At 31.9% G+C, this 22,407-nt stretch carries 18 protein-coding genes and 1 other RNA gene; 11 read left to right on the top strand and 8 right to left on the bottom strand.

Annotation, left to right across the window (positions count from 1 at the left end):
- The first annotated feature begins 17 nt into the window (after positions 1–17).
- From BLV68_RS09760 to BLV68_RS09750, 3 genes are read left to right on the top strand one after another with little or no spacing between them, the layout of a single operon-like run.
- Positions 18–1,763 (top strand): ABC transporter ATP-binding protein, encoded by a 1,746-nt coding sequence (locus BLV68_RS09760; RefSeq protein WP_093753302.1) that lies wholly within the window; start codon positions 18–20, stop codon positions 1,761–1,763.
- Positions 1,764–1,782: 19 nt separating this feature from the next.
- Positions 1,783–3,798 (top strand): ABC transporter ATP-binding protein, encoded by a 2,016-nt coding sequence (locus tag BLV68_RS09755; RefSeq protein ID WP_093753300.1) that lies wholly within the window; start codon positions 1,783–1,785, stop codon positions 3,796–3,798.
- A gap of 40 nt (positions 3,799–3,838) precedes the next feature.
- Positions 3,839–4,639: a histidinol-phosphatase HisJ family protein gene (locus tag BLV68_RS09750; protein ID WP_093753298.1), complete on the top strand. Its 801-nt coding sequence runs from the start codon at positions 3,839–3,841 to the stop codon at positions 4,637–4,639.
- On the opposite strand, the gene BLV68_RS09745 is transcribed toward BLV68_RS09750, so the two are convergent.
- From BLV68_RS09745 to BLV68_RS09730, 4 genes are all read right to left on the bottom strand, one after another.
- Complete coding sequence (locus tag BLV68_RS09745) at positions 4,636–4,878, bottom strand: hypothetical protein (protein WP_093753296.1); 243 nt, start codon at positions 4,876–4,878, stop codon at positions 4,636–4,638. The two genes, BLV68_RS09750 and BLV68_RS09745, sit on opposite strands and share 4 nt — an antisense overlap.
- Positions 4,879–4,972: 94 nt before the next feature.
- Positions 4,973–5,149, bottom strand: a non-coding RNA gene (ssrS, locus tag BLV68_RS09740) — 6S RNA.
- A gap of 61 nt (positions 5,150–5,210) precedes the next feature.
- A complete protein-coding gene (locus BLV68_RS09735) occupies positions 5,211–6,965 on the bottom strand; it encodes an ATP-dependent metallopeptidase FtsH/Yme1/Tma family protein (protein ID WP_093753294.1) in 1,755 nt (584 codons plus the stop codon).
- 128 nt (positions 6,966–7,093) lie between these two features.
- Complete coding sequence (locus BLV68_RS09730) at positions 7,094–7,384, bottom strand: hypothetical protein (RefSeq protein ID WP_093753292.1); 291 nt, start codon at positions 7,382–7,384, stop codon at positions 7,094–7,096.
- A 132-nt stretch (positions 7,385–7,516) separates the two neighbouring features.
- On the opposite strand from BLV68_RS09730, the gene BLV68_RS09725 reads away from it, so the two are divergent.
- On the top strand, positions 7,517–8,122 hold the full coding sequence (locus BLV68_RS09725; RefSeq protein ID WP_093753290.1) for a hypothetical protein: 606 nt from the start codon (positions 7,517–7,519) through the stop codon (positions 8,120–8,122).
- A gap of 28 nt (positions 8,123–8,150) precedes the next feature.
- Here the strand turns inward: BLV68_RS09725 and BLV68_RS09720 are convergent, their stop codons facing one another.
- Positions 8,151–9,053, bottom strand: coding sequence for an RluA family pseudouridine synthase (locus BLV68_RS09720; RefSeq protein ID WP_093753288.1), 903 nt, complete (start codon positions 9,051–9,053; stop codon positions 8,151–8,153).
- A gap of 103 nt (positions 9,054–9,156) precedes the next feature.
- Here BLV68_RS09720 and BLV68_RS09715 point away from each other — a divergent pair, with 103 nt between their 5' ends.
- Positions 9,157–9,966: an NAD(+)/NADH kinase gene (locus tag BLV68_RS09715; protein WP_200773744.1), complete on the top strand. Its 810-nt coding sequence runs from the start codon at positions 9,157–9,159 to the stop codon at positions 9,964–9,966.
- Positions 9,967–9,996: 30 nt separating this feature from the next.
- Here BLV68_RS09715 and BLV68_RS09710 read toward each other — a convergent pair whose 3' ends face one another.
- The 3 genes from BLV68_RS09710 to BLV68_RS09700 are packed head-to-tail and all read right to left on the bottom strand — an operon-like array spanning position 9,997 to position 13,072.
- Positions 9,997–11,400, bottom strand: a complete 1,404-nt coding sequence (locus BLV68_RS09710; protein WP_093753284.1) for a peptidoglycan D,D-transpeptidase FtsI family protein — start codon at positions 11,398–11,400, stop codon at positions 9,997–9,999.
- On the bottom strand, positions 11,393–12,631 hold the full coding sequence (locus BLV68_RS09705) for an FtsW/RodA/SpoVE family cell cycle protein (protein ID WP_093753282.1): 1,239 nt from the start codon (positions 12,629–12,631) through the stop codon (positions 11,393–11,395). Before BLV68_RS09705 ends, BLV68_RS09710 begins: the two co-directional genes overlap by 8 nt.
- A 9-nt stretch (positions 12,632–12,640) precedes the next feature.
- Positions 12,641–13,072, bottom strand: coding sequence for an FHA domain-containing protein (locus BLV68_RS09700; RefSeq protein ID WP_093753280.1), 432 nt, complete (start codon positions 13,070–13,072; stop codon positions 12,641–12,643).
- Between the two features lie 150 nt (positions 13,073–13,222).
- Between BLV68_RS09700 and BLV68_RS09695 the strand changes: the two genes are divergently transcribed.
- From BLV68_RS09695 to BLV68_RS09670, 6 genes are all read left to right on the top strand, one after another.
- The gene (locus BLV68_RS09695; RefSeq protein ID WP_159428672.1) at positions 13,223–13,615 is read left to right on the top strand and encodes a PspC domain-containing protein; all 393 of its coding nucleotides are present in this window, start codon (positions 13,223–13,225) and stop codon (positions 13,613–13,615) included.
- 80 nt (positions 13,616–13,695) lie between these two features.
- Positions 13,696–14,367: an L-serine ammonia-lyase, iron-sulfur-dependent subunit beta gene (sdaAB, locus tag BLV68_RS09690; RefSeq protein ID WP_093753274.1), complete on the top strand. Its 672-nt coding sequence runs from the start codon at positions 13,696–13,698 to the stop codon at positions 14,365–14,367.
- 2 nt (positions 14,368–14,369) lie between these two features.
- On the top strand, positions 14,370–15,236 hold the full coding sequence (gene sdaAA / locus BLV68_RS09685; protein WP_093753272.1) for an L-serine ammonia-lyase, iron-sulfur-dependent, subunit alpha: 867 nt from the start codon (positions 14,370–14,372) through the stop codon (positions 15,234–15,236).
- Positions 15,233–20,071, top strand: coding sequence for a cytidyltransferase (locus tag BLV68_RS09680; protein WP_093753270.1), 4,839 nt, complete (start codon positions 15,233–15,235; stop codon positions 20,069–20,071). Before sdaAA ends, BLV68_RS09680 begins: the two co-directional genes overlap by 4 nt.
- A gap of 23 nt (positions 20,072–20,094) precedes the next feature.
- Positions 20,095–21,345 carry a lactate dehydrogenase gene (locus BLV68_RS09675; RefSeq protein ID WP_093753268.1) on the top strand — a complete coding sequence of 417 codons (1,251 nt, stop codon included), beginning with the start codon at positions 20,095–20,097 and terminating at the stop codon, positions 21,343–21,345.
- Entirely contained in the window at positions 21,342–22,391 is a 1,050-nt protein-coding gene (locus tag BLV68_RS09670; protein WP_093753266.1) for a flavodoxin family protein, read from the top strand. Before BLV68_RS09675 ends, BLV68_RS09670 begins: the two co-directional genes overlap by 4 nt.
- Positions 22,392–22,407 lie beyond the last annotated feature (16 nt).

Genomic DNA, 22,407 nt, shown 5'->3' with positions numbered 1-22,407 from the left:
ATGGCAGGGGGAATCAAATGAAAGCTTTTAAACCTTTAGAGGATTTCTTTATACAGAATAAGTGGTATTATATCTTCGGTATAATATGGCTTCTTATTATCGATGCTATACAGCTTATAGTTCCTCAAATACTTAGAACTGCCACAAACCTCCTTCAAGAAGGAAAGTTAACCTTTAGTGGCATATTAAAATACGGATTATATATCATATTGACCGGATTAGGTATTGCTATAGGTAGGTACTTCTGGCGAAACTATATTATTGGAACTTCGAGAAAACTAGAATACCATTTAAGGAAAAAACTATTTGGTCATTTATTGACTTTATCTCCCAACTTCTTTCACACACAAAAAACAGGAGATCTTATGGCCCATGCCACCAATGACATAAACGCTATCCGGCATGCTTTGGGAATGGGTATAATCATGTTTGTAGATTCTATTTTTATAACCATTTTAGCTATAGTTATGATGATTAGAACTACCAACTTAAGGTTAACCATAATAGCTCTGTTTACTCTACCTTTTATCACCATAATGGTAAGAAGATTCGGAAAAGTAATACACAATAGATTTCGTACAGTTCAGGAAGCTTTCTCACAATTAACGGATGTAACTCAAGAAAGTTTTGCGGGAATTCGCGTTATAAAATCCTTTGTACAGGAAGATTTAGTTATAGAGAACTTTAACAAAGTAAATGAAAATAATTTAGAAAAAAATCTGAAATTAGTAAAAATTTCAGGTGTTTTTCACCCTTTAATCAACTTTATCTCATCTATCAGTTTCTTTATAATAATAATTTATGGAGGCAGATTGGTAATATTGGATATTATCTCATTAGGAGATTTCATAGCCTTTAATAATTATCTAAATCTATTAGTATGGCCTATGATGGCTATGGGATGGGTAATAAATTTGCTTCAAAGGGGTATTGCTTCAATGGAAAGAATTAATGCCTTATTAGAGGAAAAACCAGAAATTGTGGATTCGGATAATGCTATTGAATTAAATTCCATGAAAGGTAAAATCGAATTTAAAAACGTCAGCTTTAAATACCCTACTAAGGAAAATTATGCACTAGAAGACATAAATTTTACGATAGAAGAAGGACAGACATTAGCTATAGTGGGTAAAACTGGTAGTGGTAAAACTACAATAGTAAACTTACTACTGCGCCTTTATGATATTAAAGAAGGTAGTATTTTAATAGATGATGTTAATATAAAAAATATTGATTTAAAGTCTCTTCGTGAGAATATAAGCTATGTACCTCAAGATAATTTCTTGTTTTCTACTTCCATAAGGGAAAATATAGGCTTTGCCTTCGATGAACCAATAGATGATGAGACTATGATACAATCCTCTAAATTAGCTCAAGTATATGATAATATAATAGCTTTCCCCAATAAATTTGAAACTGTTCTGGGGGAAAGAGGTGTAACCTTATCAGGAGGTCAAAAACAAAGGGTGTCGATAGCTAGGGCTTTAGCAAAAGATTCTCCAGTTCTAATATTAGATGATAGCCTTTCTGCAGTGGATACGGAAACGGAAGAGAAAATATTAAATGGATTAAAGAACATTGTTAAGAGAAAAACTACTATAATTATAAGCCACCGAATTTCCACCGTTAAAGATGCAGATCACATTATAGTATTAGATGAGGGACGGATTGTAGAACGTGGTACACATGAAAGTCTTTTAGAATTAAATGGGTTATACAGGTATTTATATGAAAAGCAACTTTTAGAAGAAAAAATTTCTTAAGAACCACTGGAGGGATATTATGAGTAATAATCTAAACGAAGAGATAATTGTAGGAAAAGCCTATGATTCAAAGCTGATGAAAAGATTGTTAAAATATGCTAAGCCCTATTGGCATCTATTAGCTTTAACAATCATGTTGATGATGATGATAACTGGTTTAGAGCTTATTAGACCCTATCTTATAAAGATAAGCATAGATGATTATATAAATGGCTACAAAAAACCCATGTATGAAATAGAGATATCTGACCCCTATAATGGAACTATTTACAACGGAAAAAAATATGTTCGAATCGATAGTTTAAGAGAAGAAGAAAAAGAAAAATTAAAAGATAATACAATAAGGACAATAATCAAAAAAGGAGGCCAATACTATCTAGTAAATTTAGAAGAAGATAGTAGTGAAGGTATATTATTATCAAAAGCTGATTACCAAAATTTTAGAAAAGAAGATGTAGACGGCCTTACTAAAATAGGATTTATATTTCTAACCACAATCGCTATAGCTTTTTTATTCGACTACTTGCAAGTCTATGTGCTTAACTATGCCAGCCAAAAAATAATTTTTAATATAAGGCAAGAAATTTTTTCTCACATACAAAGCTTGTCTATATCTTATTTTGATAAAAATCCAGTAGGACGGTTGGTTACTAGGGTTACCAATGATACTGAAAACTTAAATGAAATGTATACTGGCGTATTGGTTAATTTATTTAAGGATATATTTATACTAGTAGGAATCATGTTGATCATGATTACCATGAATTTTAGATTGGCATTGGTATCATTTGCTTTAATACCTATAATACTTATGATCTCCATAGTTTTTAGAAAAAAAGTTAGAGAAGTATACAGGTTAGGTAGGGTTCAATTAGCTAAAATTAATTCCACCTTAAATGAAAATATCGTTGGCATGAAGACTATCCAAATTTTTAATAAAGAGAAGAAGATTTTTAACCAGTTTGACCAAATCAATAGGGACTATTTAAATACATCAATAAGAGAGGTTAAATTATACTCTATTTTTAGGCCTTCCATTGAAGTAATTAGGTCGTTAGGATTGGCATTACTCCTATATTATGGAGGATACCAAGTTCTATCTGGAGTTATAGAATTTGGTGTTTTATACGCTTTCGTTGAATATTTGCAAAGATTTTTCCAACCTATTTTAGATATTACTGAAAAATATAATATACTTCAATCTGCCATGGCATCCAGTGAAAGGATATTCGCTGTTTTAGATGAAGACACTAAAATAGCAAATCCAAAGAATCCTGTACCACTCACTCAATGTAAAGGTAAAATAGAGTTCAAAAACGTGTGGTTTGCTTATGAAGAGGAAAACTGGGTACTAAAGAATATTAGCTTTACAATTAATCCTGGAGAAACGGTGGCATTCGTTGGTGCCACTGGCGCAGGTAAAACTTCTATAATAAATTTAATTACCAGATTCTATGATATTCAAAGGGGAGAAATATTGATTGACGGAGTCAATATAAAAGATTATGATAAATATGAGTTGAGAAGGAATATTGGCGTAGTACTACAGGATGTCTTTTTATTTTCTGGGACTATTAAAGACAACATAAGGCTTAATAATGAACATATTAAAGACGATGAAATAATTAAGATATCAAAATACGTCAATGCCCATCATTTTATTCAAAAACTACCTCAACAATATGAAGAACCTGTTATGGAAAGGGGTTCAACTCTTTCCGCAGGAGAAAGGCAATTACTAGCCTTTGCCAGAACTTTAGCTTTTAACCCAAGCATATTGATTTTAGATGAAGCAACTGCTAATATCGATACTGAAACGGAATTGTTAATTCAAGATGCTTTGGCTAAGCTTATTAAGGGTAGAACCACCATTGCTGTGGCCCACAGATTATCAACTATACAAAATGCAGATAAGATTATAGTCCTTAAAGATGGGTCTATAGTTGAAATGGGGAACCATCAAGAACTATTAGAAAAAGAAGGTATTTATTACGACCTTTACAGATTACAGTTTAAAGAGGATTTCTTTGCATAATTTTATATGCTAATAAATACAAAAGACAGGAGTGTTGGCAATGTATGATTTTCACATTCATAGCGATTTTTCCATAGATTGCAACTGTTTGATGGAAGAAATGGTATTAGCTGCAATTGATAAGAATTTAAAAAGTATATGCTTTACAGATCATATGGATTTAGATGTATCTGCTGATGGCATCGACATCACATTTAGGCCTAAAGATTATTTTAGAAGGTTTAATCAGGTTAAATACAAATATATGGATAAAATAGAAGTATTAGCTGGGGTAGAGATAGGGATGCAACCCCATCTTAGCAATAAATACAATGAAATTATTTCTGAAAATCCTTTCGATTTTGTTATTATGTCTCTTCATAGTATTGATAGATTGGATATTCATATGAGTAATTTTACCCATAACAAAGAGCCTATTGAAGCCTTAAAAACCTATTATGATCATCTATATCAATGTGTTAATTATTTCGATAATTACGATGTAGTTGGACACATTGATTACATTGACAGATATTTTGAAGATCCTTCTAAGATACCTGATTTCAAAGAATATTATGATCCTGTGAAAAGAGTTTTAGAATTGATAATATATAAGGGAAAAGGCATTGAAGTAAATACATCTGGAATCAAATATGGCTTAAATCACTATCACCCAAAAGTGGAAATATTGAAACTGTATAAAGAATTGGGAGGTGAAATTATCACCATTGGATCTGATGCCCATTATCCAGAATATATTGGATTTGAATACAAGAAAGCTGAAAAACTATTAAGAAATTTAGATTTTAAATATATCCATATTTTCAAGGAAAGAAAAAAATATCCAATACATATATGCTAAAGTTTTTTTCGCTCAATGGAATAGTTTTCTTCGAATCCACAATCTAAACATTGGTAAGTATGGATGCACCTTTCCCTTTCCACTCCATCAATCCTGTGAGTTATATCGTCTAGTAAATAAGGACTATAATCATCCATAATATTTACTAAAGGTCCTTTATCAACCATTTTTGAATTACACTGGGTACAGCTAAATTCTATATTATATAGTCCATTGCATAGGGGACAAACTAAGTCCACATAAATTCCTCCTAACCATTTGAATTTAATTATATTATTGGCAAAATAGTTTTAAATATACGAAAAGTCCCTTAGGACAATTGTCCTAAGGGACTTTGATTCCGCGGTGCCGTCTTTCCAAGTAATTCACACCCGCCTCTCACAAGGTGGGTGCCCTGCCAACAGCTTCAAGCTTCCTTCTAAAGAAGGCTTGCTCTAGACTGCTGAACCCGAACTCCCTTATCTACTACGTCGGTTGAATTATTTGGACTAACGCACACCGTAGAATTATTATCTTGTATTTATATTATAACTGCTAGACCCATATTCTGCAAGTAACTAACAAAATTAAATTATGGCAAATCAACCAATATTTCATTTAATTCTTCTTCATCTAAGGATTCTTTCATTACTAGTTTGTCTGCTATCATGTTCAAATATACCCTGTTTTTATTTAACAATTCTACCGTTTCTCTATATAAATTTCCCAACATATCTCTGGCTCTTTCAATTAAAGAAATGTCATTATTTAAATTGCTATTTAAAATTACATCATAGCTTAACAAACCCAACTGTTCATCCATTCCATAGGATCCAATCATCGCCAATATCATTTTTGTTGCCTTTTGTAGGTCAGAGGAAGCTCCTGTAGTTACATAATCCTTTCCAAATATAATCTCCTCAGCTGCTCTCCCCCCCAAAGCAATCATTATATTGTCTACAATATCCTTTTTCGTTTGATACATCTTATCCGATGGAATGTTTAGGCTAAATCCCCCCACACCCTTTGTACTTGGTATGATGCTGACCTTTGTAACTCGATGGGAGTCGGAGATTAATTTAGCTACCAAAGCATGTCCAGCTTCATGGTATGCAGTAATCCTCTTATCCTCTACTGAAATGCTAGCTCTATCCTTCTTTTCCTCTCCAACTAATACCTTAAAATATGCCTTATTTATATGGTTCATGGTAATTCGTTTATCTCTATCCTTTGCAGCTATCATGGCCGATTCATTCATTAAATTTTCTAGTTTTGCACCACTAAAATAGACTGTCTCTAAAGCAACTTTTCTTAAATCTACATCTTCTGATAAAGGTTTATTTCTGCTGTGAAGCTCTAAAATTTTTAATCTAGCATTAACATCTGGCAATCCCACTTCTATTTGTCTATCGAATCTACCAGGTCGTAGTAAAGCCTCATCTAGGGTATCAATTCTATTAGTAGCTGCTAACACGATTATACCTTCATTCCCTTTAAATCCTGACATTTCAGTTAACAGAGCATTTAATGTTCTATCTCCTTCCTCACTACTACTTTGGGAATTGACTCCCTTTCTTTTCTTGCCTAGAGCATCTATTTCGTCAATAAAGATAACCGATTTACCCTTTTCCTTCGCTATTTTAAATAATTGTCTAATCCTACTTGCTCCCAAACCAGCATAGACTTGTACAAAGTCAGACCCGGATACTGCATAAAAAGGAACCTTGGCCTCATTAGCTAAAGCTTTTGCTAATAGTGTTTTCCCAGTTCCGGGCGGCCCATATAATAGTACTCCTCTAGGTAGTCTGGCTCCGTAATTAAGGTATTTTTCAGGTTCCCTAATAAAGTCCACCAGTTCCTTTAAAGACTCTTTAGCTTCCTCGTTGCCAGCCACATCATCGAAAGTCACATTATCTTCAGGAGAGGTTTCTGCATCAATATTGGACATGGTAGCCATTTCTTTTTCTGCTTGCTTGGAACTATTTTTTATTAGAAATGCTACTCCTCCTATTGCAGTAACGATTAGGAGAAAGCTAATTCCCTGATTTAGTGGTCCACTCCCCTCTTCTATTACCTTTACATCTCTTAGTAGTAAATATTCCTTAAAATCTTCCCTCCTCGGATTATCGGTAATAAATTTACTTCCGTCTTTCAATATTCCTGTTAATTTATCTGAACTATCAAGTTTTACTTCTTCCACTAAATTAACTTCGACAAGATCGATAAACTGATTATAGGCTATTTTTCTATGTTCGGAACTACTATTTATATAAAAATATATACTTGCAATTAAAATAATGGATATGGCCAAAGCTAATAATAGTTTTATTCTCCCCTTTTCTTTCATTAAATTTCCTCCTCGGTTTACATAATACTATAAAAATTATACCACCATAACCCCCCTTTGTCCATTTCATATATTTGGTAACAAAATAGGACTCCTTCTGAATCAACAGAGGAATCCTACTTACTTATCTATTTATGATCTTTTTTTAAAGCTAACAATATTTTGTCCAATTTTTCCAATTGTTCTTCATTTAATAATTGTCTTATACTATCCAATTTTTCAAATATAGCCTCGTACTCCTCAGGACTCATTTTAGCCTCCATCTCCTCATTAACCCTTATTATTTCAACAAATATATCCTCTTCCGATCTATTGGCATAGGTGTTTGCAAGACTTTCAATTAGCTCTATTTGCTCTTCTGTTGGTTGAAAATCTTTCAAATCATCCAAAGCCTTCTTTATTTTTTCATCTTTTTTCACTCTATTACCTCCTTAATAGTTCTAGTCTAATTTATGAGCTAGCAATTCAATATATTACAATTAAATATGGTAACCTTTTACATGTTTGAACATAAAATATATATAGATTATTAATTTTAGGAGGATTTTTATATGTATAATATGCTTTTATTAATGCTATTACTTAGCTCCTACTCCAAAAAAGAAAAGAAAGGTCAAAATAAAAGAGAGTCCTTTAAAAAAATGGAATTAAACATTCCCTATACATTAGAAAAGATAGAACTTTTCAAAAAAATTGGCCCTTACTTCCCTAGTGAATATGTGCCATTAATAAATAGAGCTTTAATGATTACTGAAAAATTTATTAAATTATATCAGACAATGGAATTCCTCATCCAATCAGAAAGCAATTATATTCTACATTCTATCCCAGTTGAGAACAATCAGCAGAGATTAAGTTACATAGCCGATACAATTAAAAAAGAACTTTCAAATGAGGAAATAAATAGAATAGGGGTTGCAGCCGAAACGATTTTAACATTGGATAAATTCAACAAACTGCTTACAATTTTCAATTCGATCATGTCAAATCCAGAAATTTTAAATACCCCTGCTAATATGATGGATTTTCTAAAACCTTTAATGGAGGGAAGGAATGAGAAGGAAAAGAAACAAATAGAAGATATGACTAAAATGATAGAAATAATGAAAACTTTAAACCTATCTAAAAAAACAAACGAAAAAGAGAAATTGGAATAAGTTACATATAAAACTAAAGAATACTGTATTAACTACTTTTTAAAACATCAATTAGATTTTTAATATCCTGTGGCATAGAGGCTTTTAGTTCAATCTCCTCTTTACTTCTAGGAAGTTTTGCCTTTATATAATATGAATGCAAAGCTTGCCTTTTTATGTATTCACTAGTTTTATAGTATAAGGTATCACCGATAATAGGATGACCTATGTGGTTTAGATGGACTCGTATCTGATGACTTCTACCAGTAAGTATTTGCACATCTAAAAGGCTAGCATCCTTATATCTCTCTATTACTTTATACTTAGTTATGGCCTGCTTACCTTTACTAGTTACTATTCTCTTGATGCTTTTTTCTTCTTCCCTGCCTATGGGTAAATCTATAGTCCCTTCATCCTTTTTTACAAGCCCAGAAACAACTACTAAATACCTCTTCTCTACCTGATTATTCTCAAATTGTAAAGCCATTTGTTGATGGGCAAAAGGTGATTTTGCTATCAATAATATCCCAGACGTGTCCATATCCAATCTATTAATAAACCTAATCTTTCTATTAATGCCCTTAGTCATAAAATAGTGACTTATCCCATTAGAAATCGTATTGGTCTGATGTCCCTTTGTAGGATGTACTACTAAAAAGGGCTGTTTGTTTATGACCAATAAATCTAGATCCTCATATATAATTTCTAAAGGGATAGGTTCTGGTGATATATTGTTTTCTTCCTCTTCCAATCTTATAGATACAATATCTCCTTCTTTTAACAGGTAATCCTTCATTCTAAACTCTCCATTAACACATATATTCTTTCCTTTATATAGCTTTCTAAAATACCTGCCAGAAATTTCTTTATTAAATAAAAATTCTTCTAAGGATATGCCTTCTTTTTCCACATTATATACTATTATATCTTCATTATTTTCAAATAACTTCATATTGCCCTCCAAATATTTCATCTTTTATTGTATAATATATACAGTTTATTATACCAAAAAAATTGCAAATTTAAAGTTATATTGTTTGGAGGGAAATTATTTGATTCTAGATAATAAGAGAATTATAAATGTTATTTACAATTATAATTCTCATTCAAAACAAACCTATAATATATTAGTTGATAAACTGAAAAAAAAAGGATTTGTTATCCCTAAAAAATATGATGATAAAGCTGAACTAAATATCTGCATTGGTGGCGATGGTGCTTTCTTAAGAGCCGTACACAAATATCAGTTTCCAAGTATACCGTTCATAGGAATTAATACAGGTCATTTGGGCTTCTTCCAAGAAATACTGCCTGAAAATATAGATGAATTCATAGAAAAATATATGAATAAGGATTATGTCATAGAAGAAATCTATTTAGTAAAATCCAATATATGCACTCAAAACAATTGTTTTGAACTATATGGAGTCAATGAAATAGTTATTAAAGGAATCCAATCCAAAGTAGTCCATTTGGAAATTTATATAGATGGAAACCATCTGGAAAAATTCTGTGGAGATGGTGTTATTATTTCCACTCCTGTTGGAAGCACAGCTTATAATTTTTCCTCAGGAGGGAGTATAATATATCCTTCTTTAAAGACTTTACAAATTACACCTTTATCTCCCATCAGCTCAAGGGCTTACCGTTCCTTATCTAATAGTACAGTGGTACCAGGGGAAATTCCAATTACAGTAAGGCCCGAATATAGATACGAAAATTCCATTCTAATAGTAGTAGATGGTTTTGAAATCAAATATGATAACATAACTGAAATAACCTTTACCGTTCCCCCTAAAACCATATCTAGATTAAACTTTGATAAAAATATGTATTGGAATAATCTAAAAAGCAAATTTCTATAAAAAAATCCTCTTCCAAAGAAGAGGATTTTTTTATCTAATAGTATTTAGAGCCTCTAATATGATTTTTCTAGCTATAGGTGCCGCAGCTTTTCCTCCTGTACTACCTGCTTCCTCTAAAACTATTGCCACTGTAACTTTAGGATCCTCTGCAGGGGCAAACCCAACAAACCAAGCATGGGTTTTCCCAGAAGGATTTTCAGCAGTACCAGTCTTCCCTGCTACCCTCACATTTTTTATACTAGCATTTGTAGAAGTCCCCCTTTTTACGCTTTCTACCATCATATTCTTTACTTCGTTAGCAGTAAATACATCAGTAGCTTTTGAAATAACTTGAGGCTGATTATCTTTTACTACCTTGCCTTCAGGAGAAATAATTTCCTTGACTAAAATGGGTTTAACAATTTCTCCTTTATTTGCAATGCCTGAAGCTACTAAAGCCATATTGAGAGGAGTCATTAAGATTTTCCCCTGTCCAATGCTTGCAGCTGCAATATCTGTTTTCCCTAAATTATCCTTATAAGGAAAGGTGGATTTAGCTGTAGATAGGTCAAAGTCAATTTTTTTATTTATTAGAAACCTTTCAGCTATCTCCCCTAATCTATCTTTCCCAATTAATATTCCCTTCTCTGCAAAATAAGTATTACATGATTTAACTAAAGCATCCTCTAAACTTAATTTCCCATGAGCTTTTCCATTATAGTCCTTTAAAATATAACCATCTATCTTGGTGCTACCTGAACACTCATATTCTCTATTTAAATCACTTTTTTCAATGGCTGCTACAGCTGTTACTATTTTGAAAGTGGAACCAGGTGTATATAGCCCTGAAGTTGCCCTATTCAATAGGGGACTATTTTCATCTTCTACAATAGCCTTCCAATCCTCTTTGAGGGTAGAAGAATTAAAATCTGGTAAACTTACCATAGCATATATTTCCCCTGTACTTGGATTCATAGCTACTATAGAACCCTTATGTCCCTTTAAAAGATTCCTACTATATTCCTGCAAATGATGGTCTATGGTAAGTTTAAGGGTATTGCCCTCTGAATTGGGAATGACTATGTTCTTAAGCTCATTCAAAGGAGTAGAATCGCTAATATTTAATAGGGCATTATTGTACTCCAATTCTAATCCAGCTTTTCCATATTCCCTATAGCTGTATCCAATTATGTGGCTATACAGATTACCATAATTATAGAATCTTTTATAGGTATCACCAACTTTTTCACTGTAGGCTAAAATCTTTCCATTTCTGTCTATGATGGAACCTCTCAATATCTTTTCTTCATTTATCCATAGCCTTTTATTATAACTATTCATTTTTATGGATTCAGCTTTAAATATTTGAAAAAAACTTAAATATGCCACTAGACTTACAAATAAGGTACAAACACCTGCCAACACAATGATTATCCTTTTAAGTTCTTTATCCATCTTTTGCCTCCTCAAAATCCAATTCTTCCGATGCTACCTGAAGGATTCCCAAAGCAATAAAACTGGATAACATGGAACTTCCTCCATAACTAACAAAGGGAATTGTAATTCCAGTAAGGGGAATCATCTTTAAAGCTCCCCCAAAGATTATAAAGGACTGAATCCCAAACAATATGCTTATTCCCAATGCAATTATTCTATAGAATTTATTTCGCTGGTTCATCCCAATTTTAAACCCCCGATAGACTAATATTAAGAATAGCATTATAATACCTATTCCTGTAAATATCCCCATTTCCTCGCATATAGCTGAAAAAATGAAATCCGTATGAACTTCAGGAATAAAATCTGGGTGACCTAATCCAATTCCAGTACCAAAAAAGCCGCCTTCTGCAATAGCAAATAGAGATTGAGTTATTTGATAACCTTTATTATCTATATATTTCCAAGGATTTAACCAGGTTTCAAATCGGGTTCTTACATGTGGAAACATCATATAGCCTAATATACCACTTACAATTGAAATCAAAAGATTAATTAATATTAATTTTCTATCCTCCTCATAGATAAACTGAAGTGCTATGAAGAGAGAATATAATATCAATACAGTGCCTAAGTCCCTTTGTAAGAATAAAAATAAGATAAATACATATATAATCCCCATTAAATAATAAGAACCATATTTTCTTTCCTTAAAATGCTCGTATCTAGCATAATAGGAGCCAATCAAAAAGATAGTCAACAGTTTAATAATTTCAGAAGGTTGGAAGCTTAAGCCTCCAATTGAAATCCAATTGATAGCTCCTCTAATTCTAGTCCCTAACAGTAGAGTAATTATAAACAATATAATAGAGGCAATTCCGTAAAATAAAGTCCATTCTTCCCAGTCATTAATATTCTTAAAAACTAAATAGGTTACAAAGAATATGAAGATCCCCATGCCTATCCAAAGGATTTGTTTTATGCCAAGTAAGGGATCTATTCTATAAATCATTATAACTCCAATACTTAAAAGCATAGTAACAATTAAAAAGATATAATTATCTCCCGTAGATATTCGCAATAATAAAAAATTGGATACATATACAATAAGTATAAGCCCTAATCCATATATGAATGTAAATCTATTCAAATTATCCTTGTTATAAATAAAAAGAAGAAATAAAGCCATTAATTCAAATAACATTAATAAATTACGTGGATATTTATAACTAACCCTTTTATTAAACATTTTATATCCCTACTCTCTACCTACATATAGGAATTCTATTTGACCAACTCTTATCCTATCACCATTCTTAAGCTTTACTACATCGAGGATCCTATCTCCATTTAAATAGGTCCCATTTGCACTGCCTAAATCCACTAGATAATGCCCCCCTTCATCCTCCACAATTTTTAAATGTTTTTTCGAGATATAAGGGTCCTTTATTACAATATCATTATCCTTCCCCCGCCCTAGAAATACTTCTTGATTCAGTGGATAATACTCCTTTACCTTGAAGGGCAAAGTATCCTTCCTATTTATAAGTTTTAGATAACTTGCATTATCTAGGACCTTTGTATCTATTCCCTTAATGTCCAAATATATAAGCCTTATTATGCTCAGTATAAATAAATATATAATTGCTATGAAAATATATTTAAATATTAAAGAAATTATGGTAAACATTTTCAGCCTCCAATTCAATCCTATTCTTTTAATAATGTTATCACAAAGAACCTTTATTGTGAATAAATTTATCCATTAGCCATATTTAATTTTTACCTATTTTCTGTTAAAATAATACTTAGTACCATGCTTAAAATAAGGAGGAAGCATATGAATAAAAAATTAAAACGCTCCCGCAACGATAGAGTACTGGCTGGAGTCTGTGGTGGAATTGGTGAATATTTCAATGTAGACCCTGTAATAGTACGTATTTTTTGGGTTTTAATTACTTTTATGCCTGGAGGACCTGGCTTTTTAGCCTATATAGTATGTGTCTTAATAATTCCTGAAGACGATGGAGTCATATACCAGGATAATTCTTCAGAGATAAGCGGAAAAAACACTCCCCTCTTTATTGGAATTGCCTTGATAATCGTAGGGAGTTATATGTTAGCAAAACTAATACTACCTAGCCACATATTCAAATTCTTCAACATCTTTAAATACTGGCCTGTTTTACTTATAATCGCTGGTCTTTATATAATATATCAAAACAGAAAATAACATTAGGAGGGTAACCCTCCTTTTTTATTCCTTTTATTATGATATAATGTTAAAATAATATTTAAGAAAGGAGAGTTAAGATGAAAAACTATGGCATATTTGATATATTAGGGCCAATTATGATTGGACCTTCAAGTTCCCATACTGCTGGAGCTGCAAGGCTTGGAAAAATAGGAAGAGAAATTGCAGGAAACAACTTTTATAAGGTTACCTTTTACCTACATGGTTCATTTGCCAAAACCTACAGAGGACATGGTACCGATAGAGCCTTAGTAGCAGGTATTCTTGGTATGGATCCCTCTGATGAAAGAATCAGAGACTCCTTAAATATGTCCAAAGACAAGGGGATTGATATAGAATTTATAGAAGCTGATTTAGGCTATGTTCATCCAAATACGGTAAAAATGGTTTTTTATTTTAAAGATAAAGAAAACTATTATATTACTGGTTCATCCATTGGAGGAGGTAATATACTCATAATAGATATAAACGGAAATAAGGTAGAATTTACTGGAGATTATCCTACTATATTGCTAAAATATCAGGACCAAAAAGGTACAATTAGTAGAATAAGTGCAATACTTGCAAATGAAGATATAAATATCGCTACTATGAAGGTAACTCGAGAAGGCAACATTGCAACTATGGTAATAGAATTAGATGATCCAATAAAAGATCAGGTAATAGATAGAATAAAAAAATTAGGAGAAATTCAATATATTAAGGGTATTAATTCCATTAGGAGGGCTTAAATATGTTCAATACTGGAAAAGAATTGCTCAAATTATGTAAAGAAAAGAATAAAAGAATATCGGAAATAGTTATGGAGAAAGAAATGGATTATAATAAAATGACGTATGATGAACTAATGGATAAAATGAAATTGGTGCTAGACACTATGTTAAAATCTGCTAAAAGTGGACTAGATAAAGAAATTATCTCCGTTTCAAAACTTTCAGGAGGCAATGCTAAAAAACTGGAAGACTATAGAAATAAGGGGAAAACCATCTGTGGGGATTTAATAAGCTCTGCCATGGCAAAAGCCCTATCAACTTCCGAAGTTAATGCTTCAATGGGAAAGATTGTCGCTGCTCCAACTGCAGGCGCCTCAGGTATACTTCCTAGTGCTATCATTACAGTGAAAGAGAAATTTAATTTAACGGAAGAAGATATGATTCGTGGATTGTTTACGGCTGGGGGAATTGGCGAAATAATAGCAAAAAACGCTACCATTTCTGGAGCTGAAGGAGGCTGTCAAGCAGAATGTGGGGCTGCCAGTGCTATGGCTGCTGCGGCAGTAGTGGAAATGTTAGGAGAAGATGTGGAAACTTCTTTAAATGCAGCATCCTTTGCCTTAATTCATATAATGGGATTAGTATGTGATCCAGTAGCTGGTTTAGTAGAGTTTCCCTGTGCCTTTCGGAATGCTTCTGGGGTGATCAATGCTTTAATCTCAGCTGACTTAGCAATAGCAGGAATTAAGTCTTTGGTACCTTTTGATGAAGTAGTTGAAGCCATGTACAAGGTAGGTAAAGCTATGCCCGAATCCTTAAAGGAAACTGCATTAGGAGGAGTAGCTGCAACCCCAACGGGAGAGGAGTATAAAAGGAGGGTTTTATGATTAAAGCCTATAATGAATTTTACAGTTTTATTTTAGAAGAATTAGAAAAGGATTATATAAAATACCACCAAGAGGATTTCCTTATCTTTATTGAAAATAATGAGTTTAAAAGCAGATTAAGCAATACGATTTCAAAAAATAGGTATGATGCCTTATCTTTGATCAAACTTTTGCATGGACTCTATATTAAGCATAAGAAATTCAACGAACTAGAATGGCTTTATTATATTTATGATTATGTATTAAACTTCTCCTTCCCGGAAAAAGTCCGGAGGAATTTTGATGAAAACCTTACTCCTTTAGTCTCTTTTTTCCTAAACCTTTTAAGAAAACTTTGCCATCTGGAAATGAAGTATAGCAGAAATAGCTTTTTATATAGATATCCTATAAGCTTTTTGAATCCTGAAGAAGAAAGGGAAAGCAAATTTCTAGAAGAATATCTTATTTTCAAAGAAGCTTTTTTTAGCAAATGGATATATGAATTGATGAAACTAGACCTTTCCTTAACTAATCATAATACATTAGATCATGTAGTTGGAGTTAATCATCTTAGCCTTAATATAGGTAGACAACTTAAAAACTTAGGCCTACCTATTGATTTAGGCATTATAGTTGGTGCAGGATTAGGCCATGATATAGGTAAATACGGTGTGGAAGATAAAGACAAGGATAGGGTTCCTTATCTTCATTATTACTATACTGAAAAATGGTTTAACAGTTTAAATATAGAAAAAACTGGTCATATTGCCACTAATCATTCTACTTGGGACCTAGAATTAGAAAACCTTCCTCTAGAATCCTTAGTATTAATCTATGCAGATTTCAGAGTAAAGAATAAAAAAGATGAAGATACCTATAAGATGCATATCTATACATTAGACAAAGCCTATAGCGTTATACTTAATAAATTGGACAATTTAGATTCAAAAAAAGAGAGAAGATACGAAAAGGTATATAAAAAATTAAAGGATTTTGAAGATTATATGATAAGTTTAGGGGTTGATACCAGTATAACTAGTAAAATCATAGAAAAAAAAGATGCCATGCCCTATGCCCTGATGAAGGATGAGGAAATAGTTAACAATATAAAATATTTCGCCATAGAACATAATATATTCCTAATGGCTAAGCTGTTAGATGATACTAGTTTCGACAATATACTGGAAATGGCTAGATCCGAATATAGCTGGAGAAAGCTTCGTCAATATCTACAGATATTTAAGGAATATTCAACTTATTTAACTCAAAGACAAAAAATTGTTACATTGCACTTCTTAACAGACCTACTATTCCATAAAGAGGAAGATATTCGCAAGGAGGCTGCTGAATTAATTGGGCTTCTAATCAGTCAATATGATGAGGAATACAGAAAGGAAACTCCCAAATCCATAAATGTTTATAATCAGGAAACTACTAGTTATCAGGTATTATCAGATTTGTTAAATTATATTCTTTATCCAGATCATAAGGTAGAAGAATCCCATATAGATTGGCAATACAATTTAAAGACGATTATAAAATCCCTTTTTAATAATGCAAGGGAGGACAACTACGTTAAATATTCTAAATTATTATTGATTTATTATGATAATTATAAACTGCTGACCTCAACAAGCCAACTATATCTAGCCCAAACTTTGAAATACATTCCCCTCGATTACTTACAAGATGAGCATTTAAAAAGACTTCATAAATATATTATTGCACAATTAAACTCAGGCAGTTTAGAAGTTAGGCTAACTATTTTAGATATAATTGACGAAATTCTCGATGAACTAGTGAAAAAGGATGGTTTTATAGTTCTATTGAATAATTGGTTGAAAAAAAATTTGCTCCTCTCACCTTATCCTTCAGAAAACTATTTAAAATATAAATTAGGTAAAAAACTTAATCTGGAATCCCACATACTGAATATTTTAGAAACCAACTATAAGAGTGTAGAAGAAAATACCTCTGATATATTCTTAAAAAATCTAAAGACTGCAACGGAATGGATGAATAAAAAGGTAAATATAGATATTCTCTATGACCAGGTCAAAAAAACACCAAAAACTTTTGGACTTTATACTGGAATGCATTTTTGCAACTTATTAAAAGTTAGTGCTAAAGAAAAAGTACGTAATTATGCTGGACATACTCTACTTCATATATATAAGTTTTTATCTCAAGAAGAACGAAATGATATTGCAGTTGAACTTTTAAGGGCTTTAGAAATGGAAAATTACCAATTTACCAAATATATACCTAATTATTTGGGTCGTTTGCTGTTATATCTTCAACCAACTGAATTGGATGAGGTGATAGATGATTTAGAGGAAAAAATTAGACAATCTAGTATCCAGATAGTATTCCTATTATTAAAAACTATAGGAGTTTGTATAGAGAACTACCCAGAATATGCTAAAAGATTCAATGAAGAAAGACGCTTAAATAAAAAAAGACTGGATAGATTACTAGGACTATTATTAAATGGAATGGCCTCATTTAACAATGAAATCAAAACTGAAGCCTTTAGAATTATAGGAAGTCATATTTTCAATTCGAATAAATTGCTATTAGAAGAAAAGTGTGAGATTTTTACCATGATTTCTAAAAAGATACTGACACTACTCCCTAAAAGAGAAGATGACGAATTCGTTTTTCTCAGCAATTCATCGTCTTTAAACAGCATATATAGATTTATATTAGACTATGAATTAAACCATGATAGTATTAAGTTGGAAAATCATAAAAGGATTGCCTTTTTCCCTGGCAGCTTCGATCCCTTCTCCCTAAGTCATAAAAAAATCGTTTCAGAAATTAAAAGGGAAGGCTTCGAGGTCTATTTAGCTGTAGACGAATTTTCATGGTCTAAAAGGACCCAGCCTCATAAGTTTAGAAGAGATATTATCAATATAACCATCGCCCATGAAAGGGATGTGTATTTATTCCCTAGTGAAACACCTATCAATATAAGTAATGATAAGGATTTGACTAAGTTGAAATCTCTATTTGAAAATAAGGATCTATATATTGTAGTAGGTACAGATGTTTTAGTTAATGCTTCCGCTTACAAAAAAAATGGATTAATAAACGAATTCAACCATATAGTTTTCGATCGAAAGAGTTTACAATCTACAGAAGATGAAGAGACCATCGTAGAAGAAAGAATTAATGGAATAAAGGGTAAAGTATTAAAGCTTTCCCTTCCTCCCCAATATGAAGATATTAGCTCATCTCAAATTAGACAATTAATAGATTTAAATAGAGATATTTCTAATCTAATAGACCCATTAGCCCAAAGATACATTTATAGGTATGGGCTCTATTTGAACGAACCTCAGTATAAATATCTAGTTCAAACTAAGACTATGGAAACTGAAATAATAGAAACAATAGATGATAAATTAATTGAATATATAGGTGGTGAGGTTGCTCAGGTAATAAATATTGAAAGCATCTATGAATTAAAGAATAAATTGAGTCCAACTATAGTATTAGTTAAAGAAACTAAAGATGGGTCTATATTAGGATTTTCAACCCTCTACTGGGTTAAAAATAGCATGTTGTATGATGAATTTAAAAACACCAATATTACAGAGTATCTTAGGCAGCATGCTAAGGGTAGGATGGTATTAATATCTGGTATTTATACTAAGGACAATAGCTATAAAAGTGCTGAAATAATTATTAATGAAACATTAAGCTATTGTATCAATTCAGACTATAATTATGCCATTTTTAAGAACTGTTTAACTCAATATAATTTGAAATTCATACTCGAAAACCTTAAGGATCAAGGGTTTATTGAAACTCCCTTTAAATACAATAACTGTCAGATTTTTATGGTGGATATGAATAATCCTATAACTCTAAACCAGGATTTAGAAAATTTATTAAAACCACCCTTTGAAGGCAATCAAGAAATATGCAAGGTTATCGAGAAGACTAGGAAAAAATTAAAGAAAGCTGTTTCCAACTTATATCCAGGAGAGTTGTTGATTTCCTACAATAGGGATATGATTTATAGCAAATTAATCGAAAAAATTTGCAAAACTAATGAAGTACCCATTGTCCAAAAAAGAAATAAAGTTTTAGGTCCAAATATCTGTGTGCCCTTTGGTTCCATACTAAACGGAACAGTACTACCTAATACCATTACTAAAACCATGCATACTGAAAAGATATTTAATACAGGTATAACTGATTTTACCATTCAATCTTACCCTAATTATTTAAGCCTAAGAGAACAGACAAAAGTGATAAAATCCTTCGATAGACCAGTGATTTTAGTAGATGACTTACTCCATAAAGGCTATAGGTTAAATGTAATTGTGCCTTTGTTGAAGGAAGCTAATATTAGCATAAAGAAGATAATAGTTGGAATTCTAACGGGTAGAGGCCAAGAGGTAGGAAAGGTAAAAGATATACCTGTAGACTGTGCCTATTTCGTTCCCAATTTAAAACTTTGGTTTAATGAAAGCGATTTATATCCTTTTATAGGTGGAGATATGGTAGAAAAAGAAGGATTTCAGGATTATCTAATACCTAGCGTTAATTTAATACTTCCTTACGTTTCACCCAGTTTCATTAAAAATACTCCAACTATAAATATCTATAATTTATCTGAAACTTGTCTAAAAAACGCAACAGAAATTTTTAAAACTATTGAAAGAGTATATCAGGATATTCACGAAAAAAATTTAATAGTAAAAAATTTAGGAGAAATACTAGTCTCTCCTAGAAAGCCAGATATATACCCCAGTACTGAACATATTCGTACTTTAAAACCTTCCGCTTGTTTAGAAGCGGATTTAGAACATCTTAAAAGGATAGAAAATTTAGTTTACAAATAAGCATTATAAGGGGGTAAATGGATATGATCAATTATTACAAACATAATGGCAAATACTTATTCTCCTTTTTAGAATACGATGAGTTTGAGAGGATTTCGGAAAAAGAGATTATAACATATGAAGGAAGTCTCTATTTTCTAAATAGATTAAACCCATTTGAATCCAGAAGAAGTTTCTTAATAAGTCATCCATCCTTGTTATTCTTAAAAAAAGAGGGGGTTGATTTACTCCTTTTGGATAATAAGGACTATTCCAATTCAATTCCCTCTTGGTTAATAGATAAGATAAATAAAGGATTAGTTATTTCAATTAATACCCAGTATCCTAATTGGAAAATGGAGTTAGAGAAAGGAAACAAATCGAAGTGGAAGATAAACTTATTAGCTTTAGGGGATGTAGGTAGCACTCTTTTGATCGGTTTAAGGTTATTGGGTAAGGATTGTATTAAAGAAATAGGAATCTATGATAGAAATTTCAACAGGCTAAAACGATGGGAATACGAAATTAACCAAATAGTAAAAGCCTTCGATGAAGAATCCTTCCCGGCAGTTTTTCCATTGAATAAAGATCAGCTGTTCGACTGCGATATGTTCGTTTTCTGTGCCTCTAAAGGGGTACCTCCTGTAGGCAGCCAAGTGGAGGATGTAAGAATGGTTCAATTTGAATCTAATTCTGAAATAATAAAGGAATATGCAACATTAGCAAGAAATGAAGGATTTAAAGGAATATTTGCTGTTGTGTCAGACCCAGTAGACCTATTATGTAAAGTAGCTTTTTTAGAGAGCAATAAGGATGAAGAAGGTAAATATGATTTTAAAGGGTTAGCTTCAGATCAAATCATAGGCTATGGGCTTGGAGTTATGAATAGCAGAGCAAGTTTTTATGCCAAAAAATCTAAAAAAACAATCCATTTTTTAAAAGAAGGTAGAGTATTCGGTCCCCATGGAAAAGGATTAATCGTAGCAGATAGTATAGAAAACTATGATGAAGATATTTCTGAATACTTAACCAATAAAACTATAAATGCCAATAAGGAGATTAGAAAGTTGGGATTTAAACCCTATGTCGCTCCCAGTCTTTCTTCAGGTGCTCTATCCATAATTTCTACTATTAAAGGAGATTGGTTTTATGGGGCTACCTATATGGGTAGAGCATATATGGGTACCAAGTGTAGGCTTAGAAATAACAAGATAGAAATTGAACAGCTTAATCTTCCTTCCAAATTATTCGAAAAGATAGAAAAGACCTATGAAAGGTTAGTGAGTATAATATGAAGAAATATTATTTGATATTACCTGAAAAGCCTTCTTCCCTTTTAGAAAAGATGATTGAAAAAACTACCAAAGATATCGATTATAGTATTTTGACAGATTATGAGACCTTACCAGACTTAAAAAATGCAAGGCTTATATTTGCTATAGAATTACCTATAACCGGAGTCAGTAATAACCTAAATATTTTTTTCCAAAAATTGTTCCAAAGGGGATACGATTCTTTGCTTGGTTCCGAAGGAATTGTATTAATACACAGCAGATACCAGCACTTTACAAAGACTGAAGCCCAATCCATAATATTTAAATCCAATTTATTAGGTTGCAGATTCCCCGGTAGACCTATGGTAGAAGCTACAGGAAATTTGGACAATTTCATCCCATTAATAAAAGTGTATAATCTATCTTTAGAAGAAGTCTGTTTATTCTTATGTGAAGAATTGGGGAAAAGGTTTATTCAAGATGAAATAAAGAGAATAGAAAATCCTAAAATTCTTGTACTCCATTCTAGTAATAGAAAATATTCTAACACATTAACCCTATGGGATATAGTGAAAGAAAATTTAAATGGAATGGACATAACAGAAGTCAACATTCAAAATGGTACAATTGTAGACTGCATAGGTTGTCCTTATAAAACCTGTAAGCACTATGGAGAACAGGCTAAGTGTTTCTATGGAGGAGTTGTGGTAACAGAAGTTTACCCTGCCATATTGGAAACCGATTGCCTCGTATTCATTTGTCCTAATTATAATGATATGATTACTGCCAATCTTGTGGCAGTGATAAACCGATTAACAGCACTATTTAGAAAGGTTAAATTTTATGATAAAACCCTTTTTTCTATAATCGTTTCTGGTCATTCTGGCGGAGATGCTCTAGCTAAACAATTGATAAGCAGTTTAAATATAAATAAAACCTTTAGATTACCACCCTATTTTGCCTTAATGGCAGTGGCTAATGACAAAGGAGCAATTAATAAAGTCCCAAATATAGAGGAAATAGCGAAAAAATTCGCACTCAATATTAAACATGAAATAAAAAGATAAAAATTCCTTGAAGACT

This window comes from Tepidimicrobium xylanilyticum (assembly GCF_900106765.1).
GTDB classification, from domain to species: domain Bacteria; phylum Bacillota; class Clostridia; order Tissierellales; family Tepidimicrobiaceae; genus Tepidimicrobium; species Tepidimicrobium xylanilyticum.
Note: the sequence above shows the minus strand (reverse complement) of the source record. Positions and strands in the feature narration are given on the sequence as shown.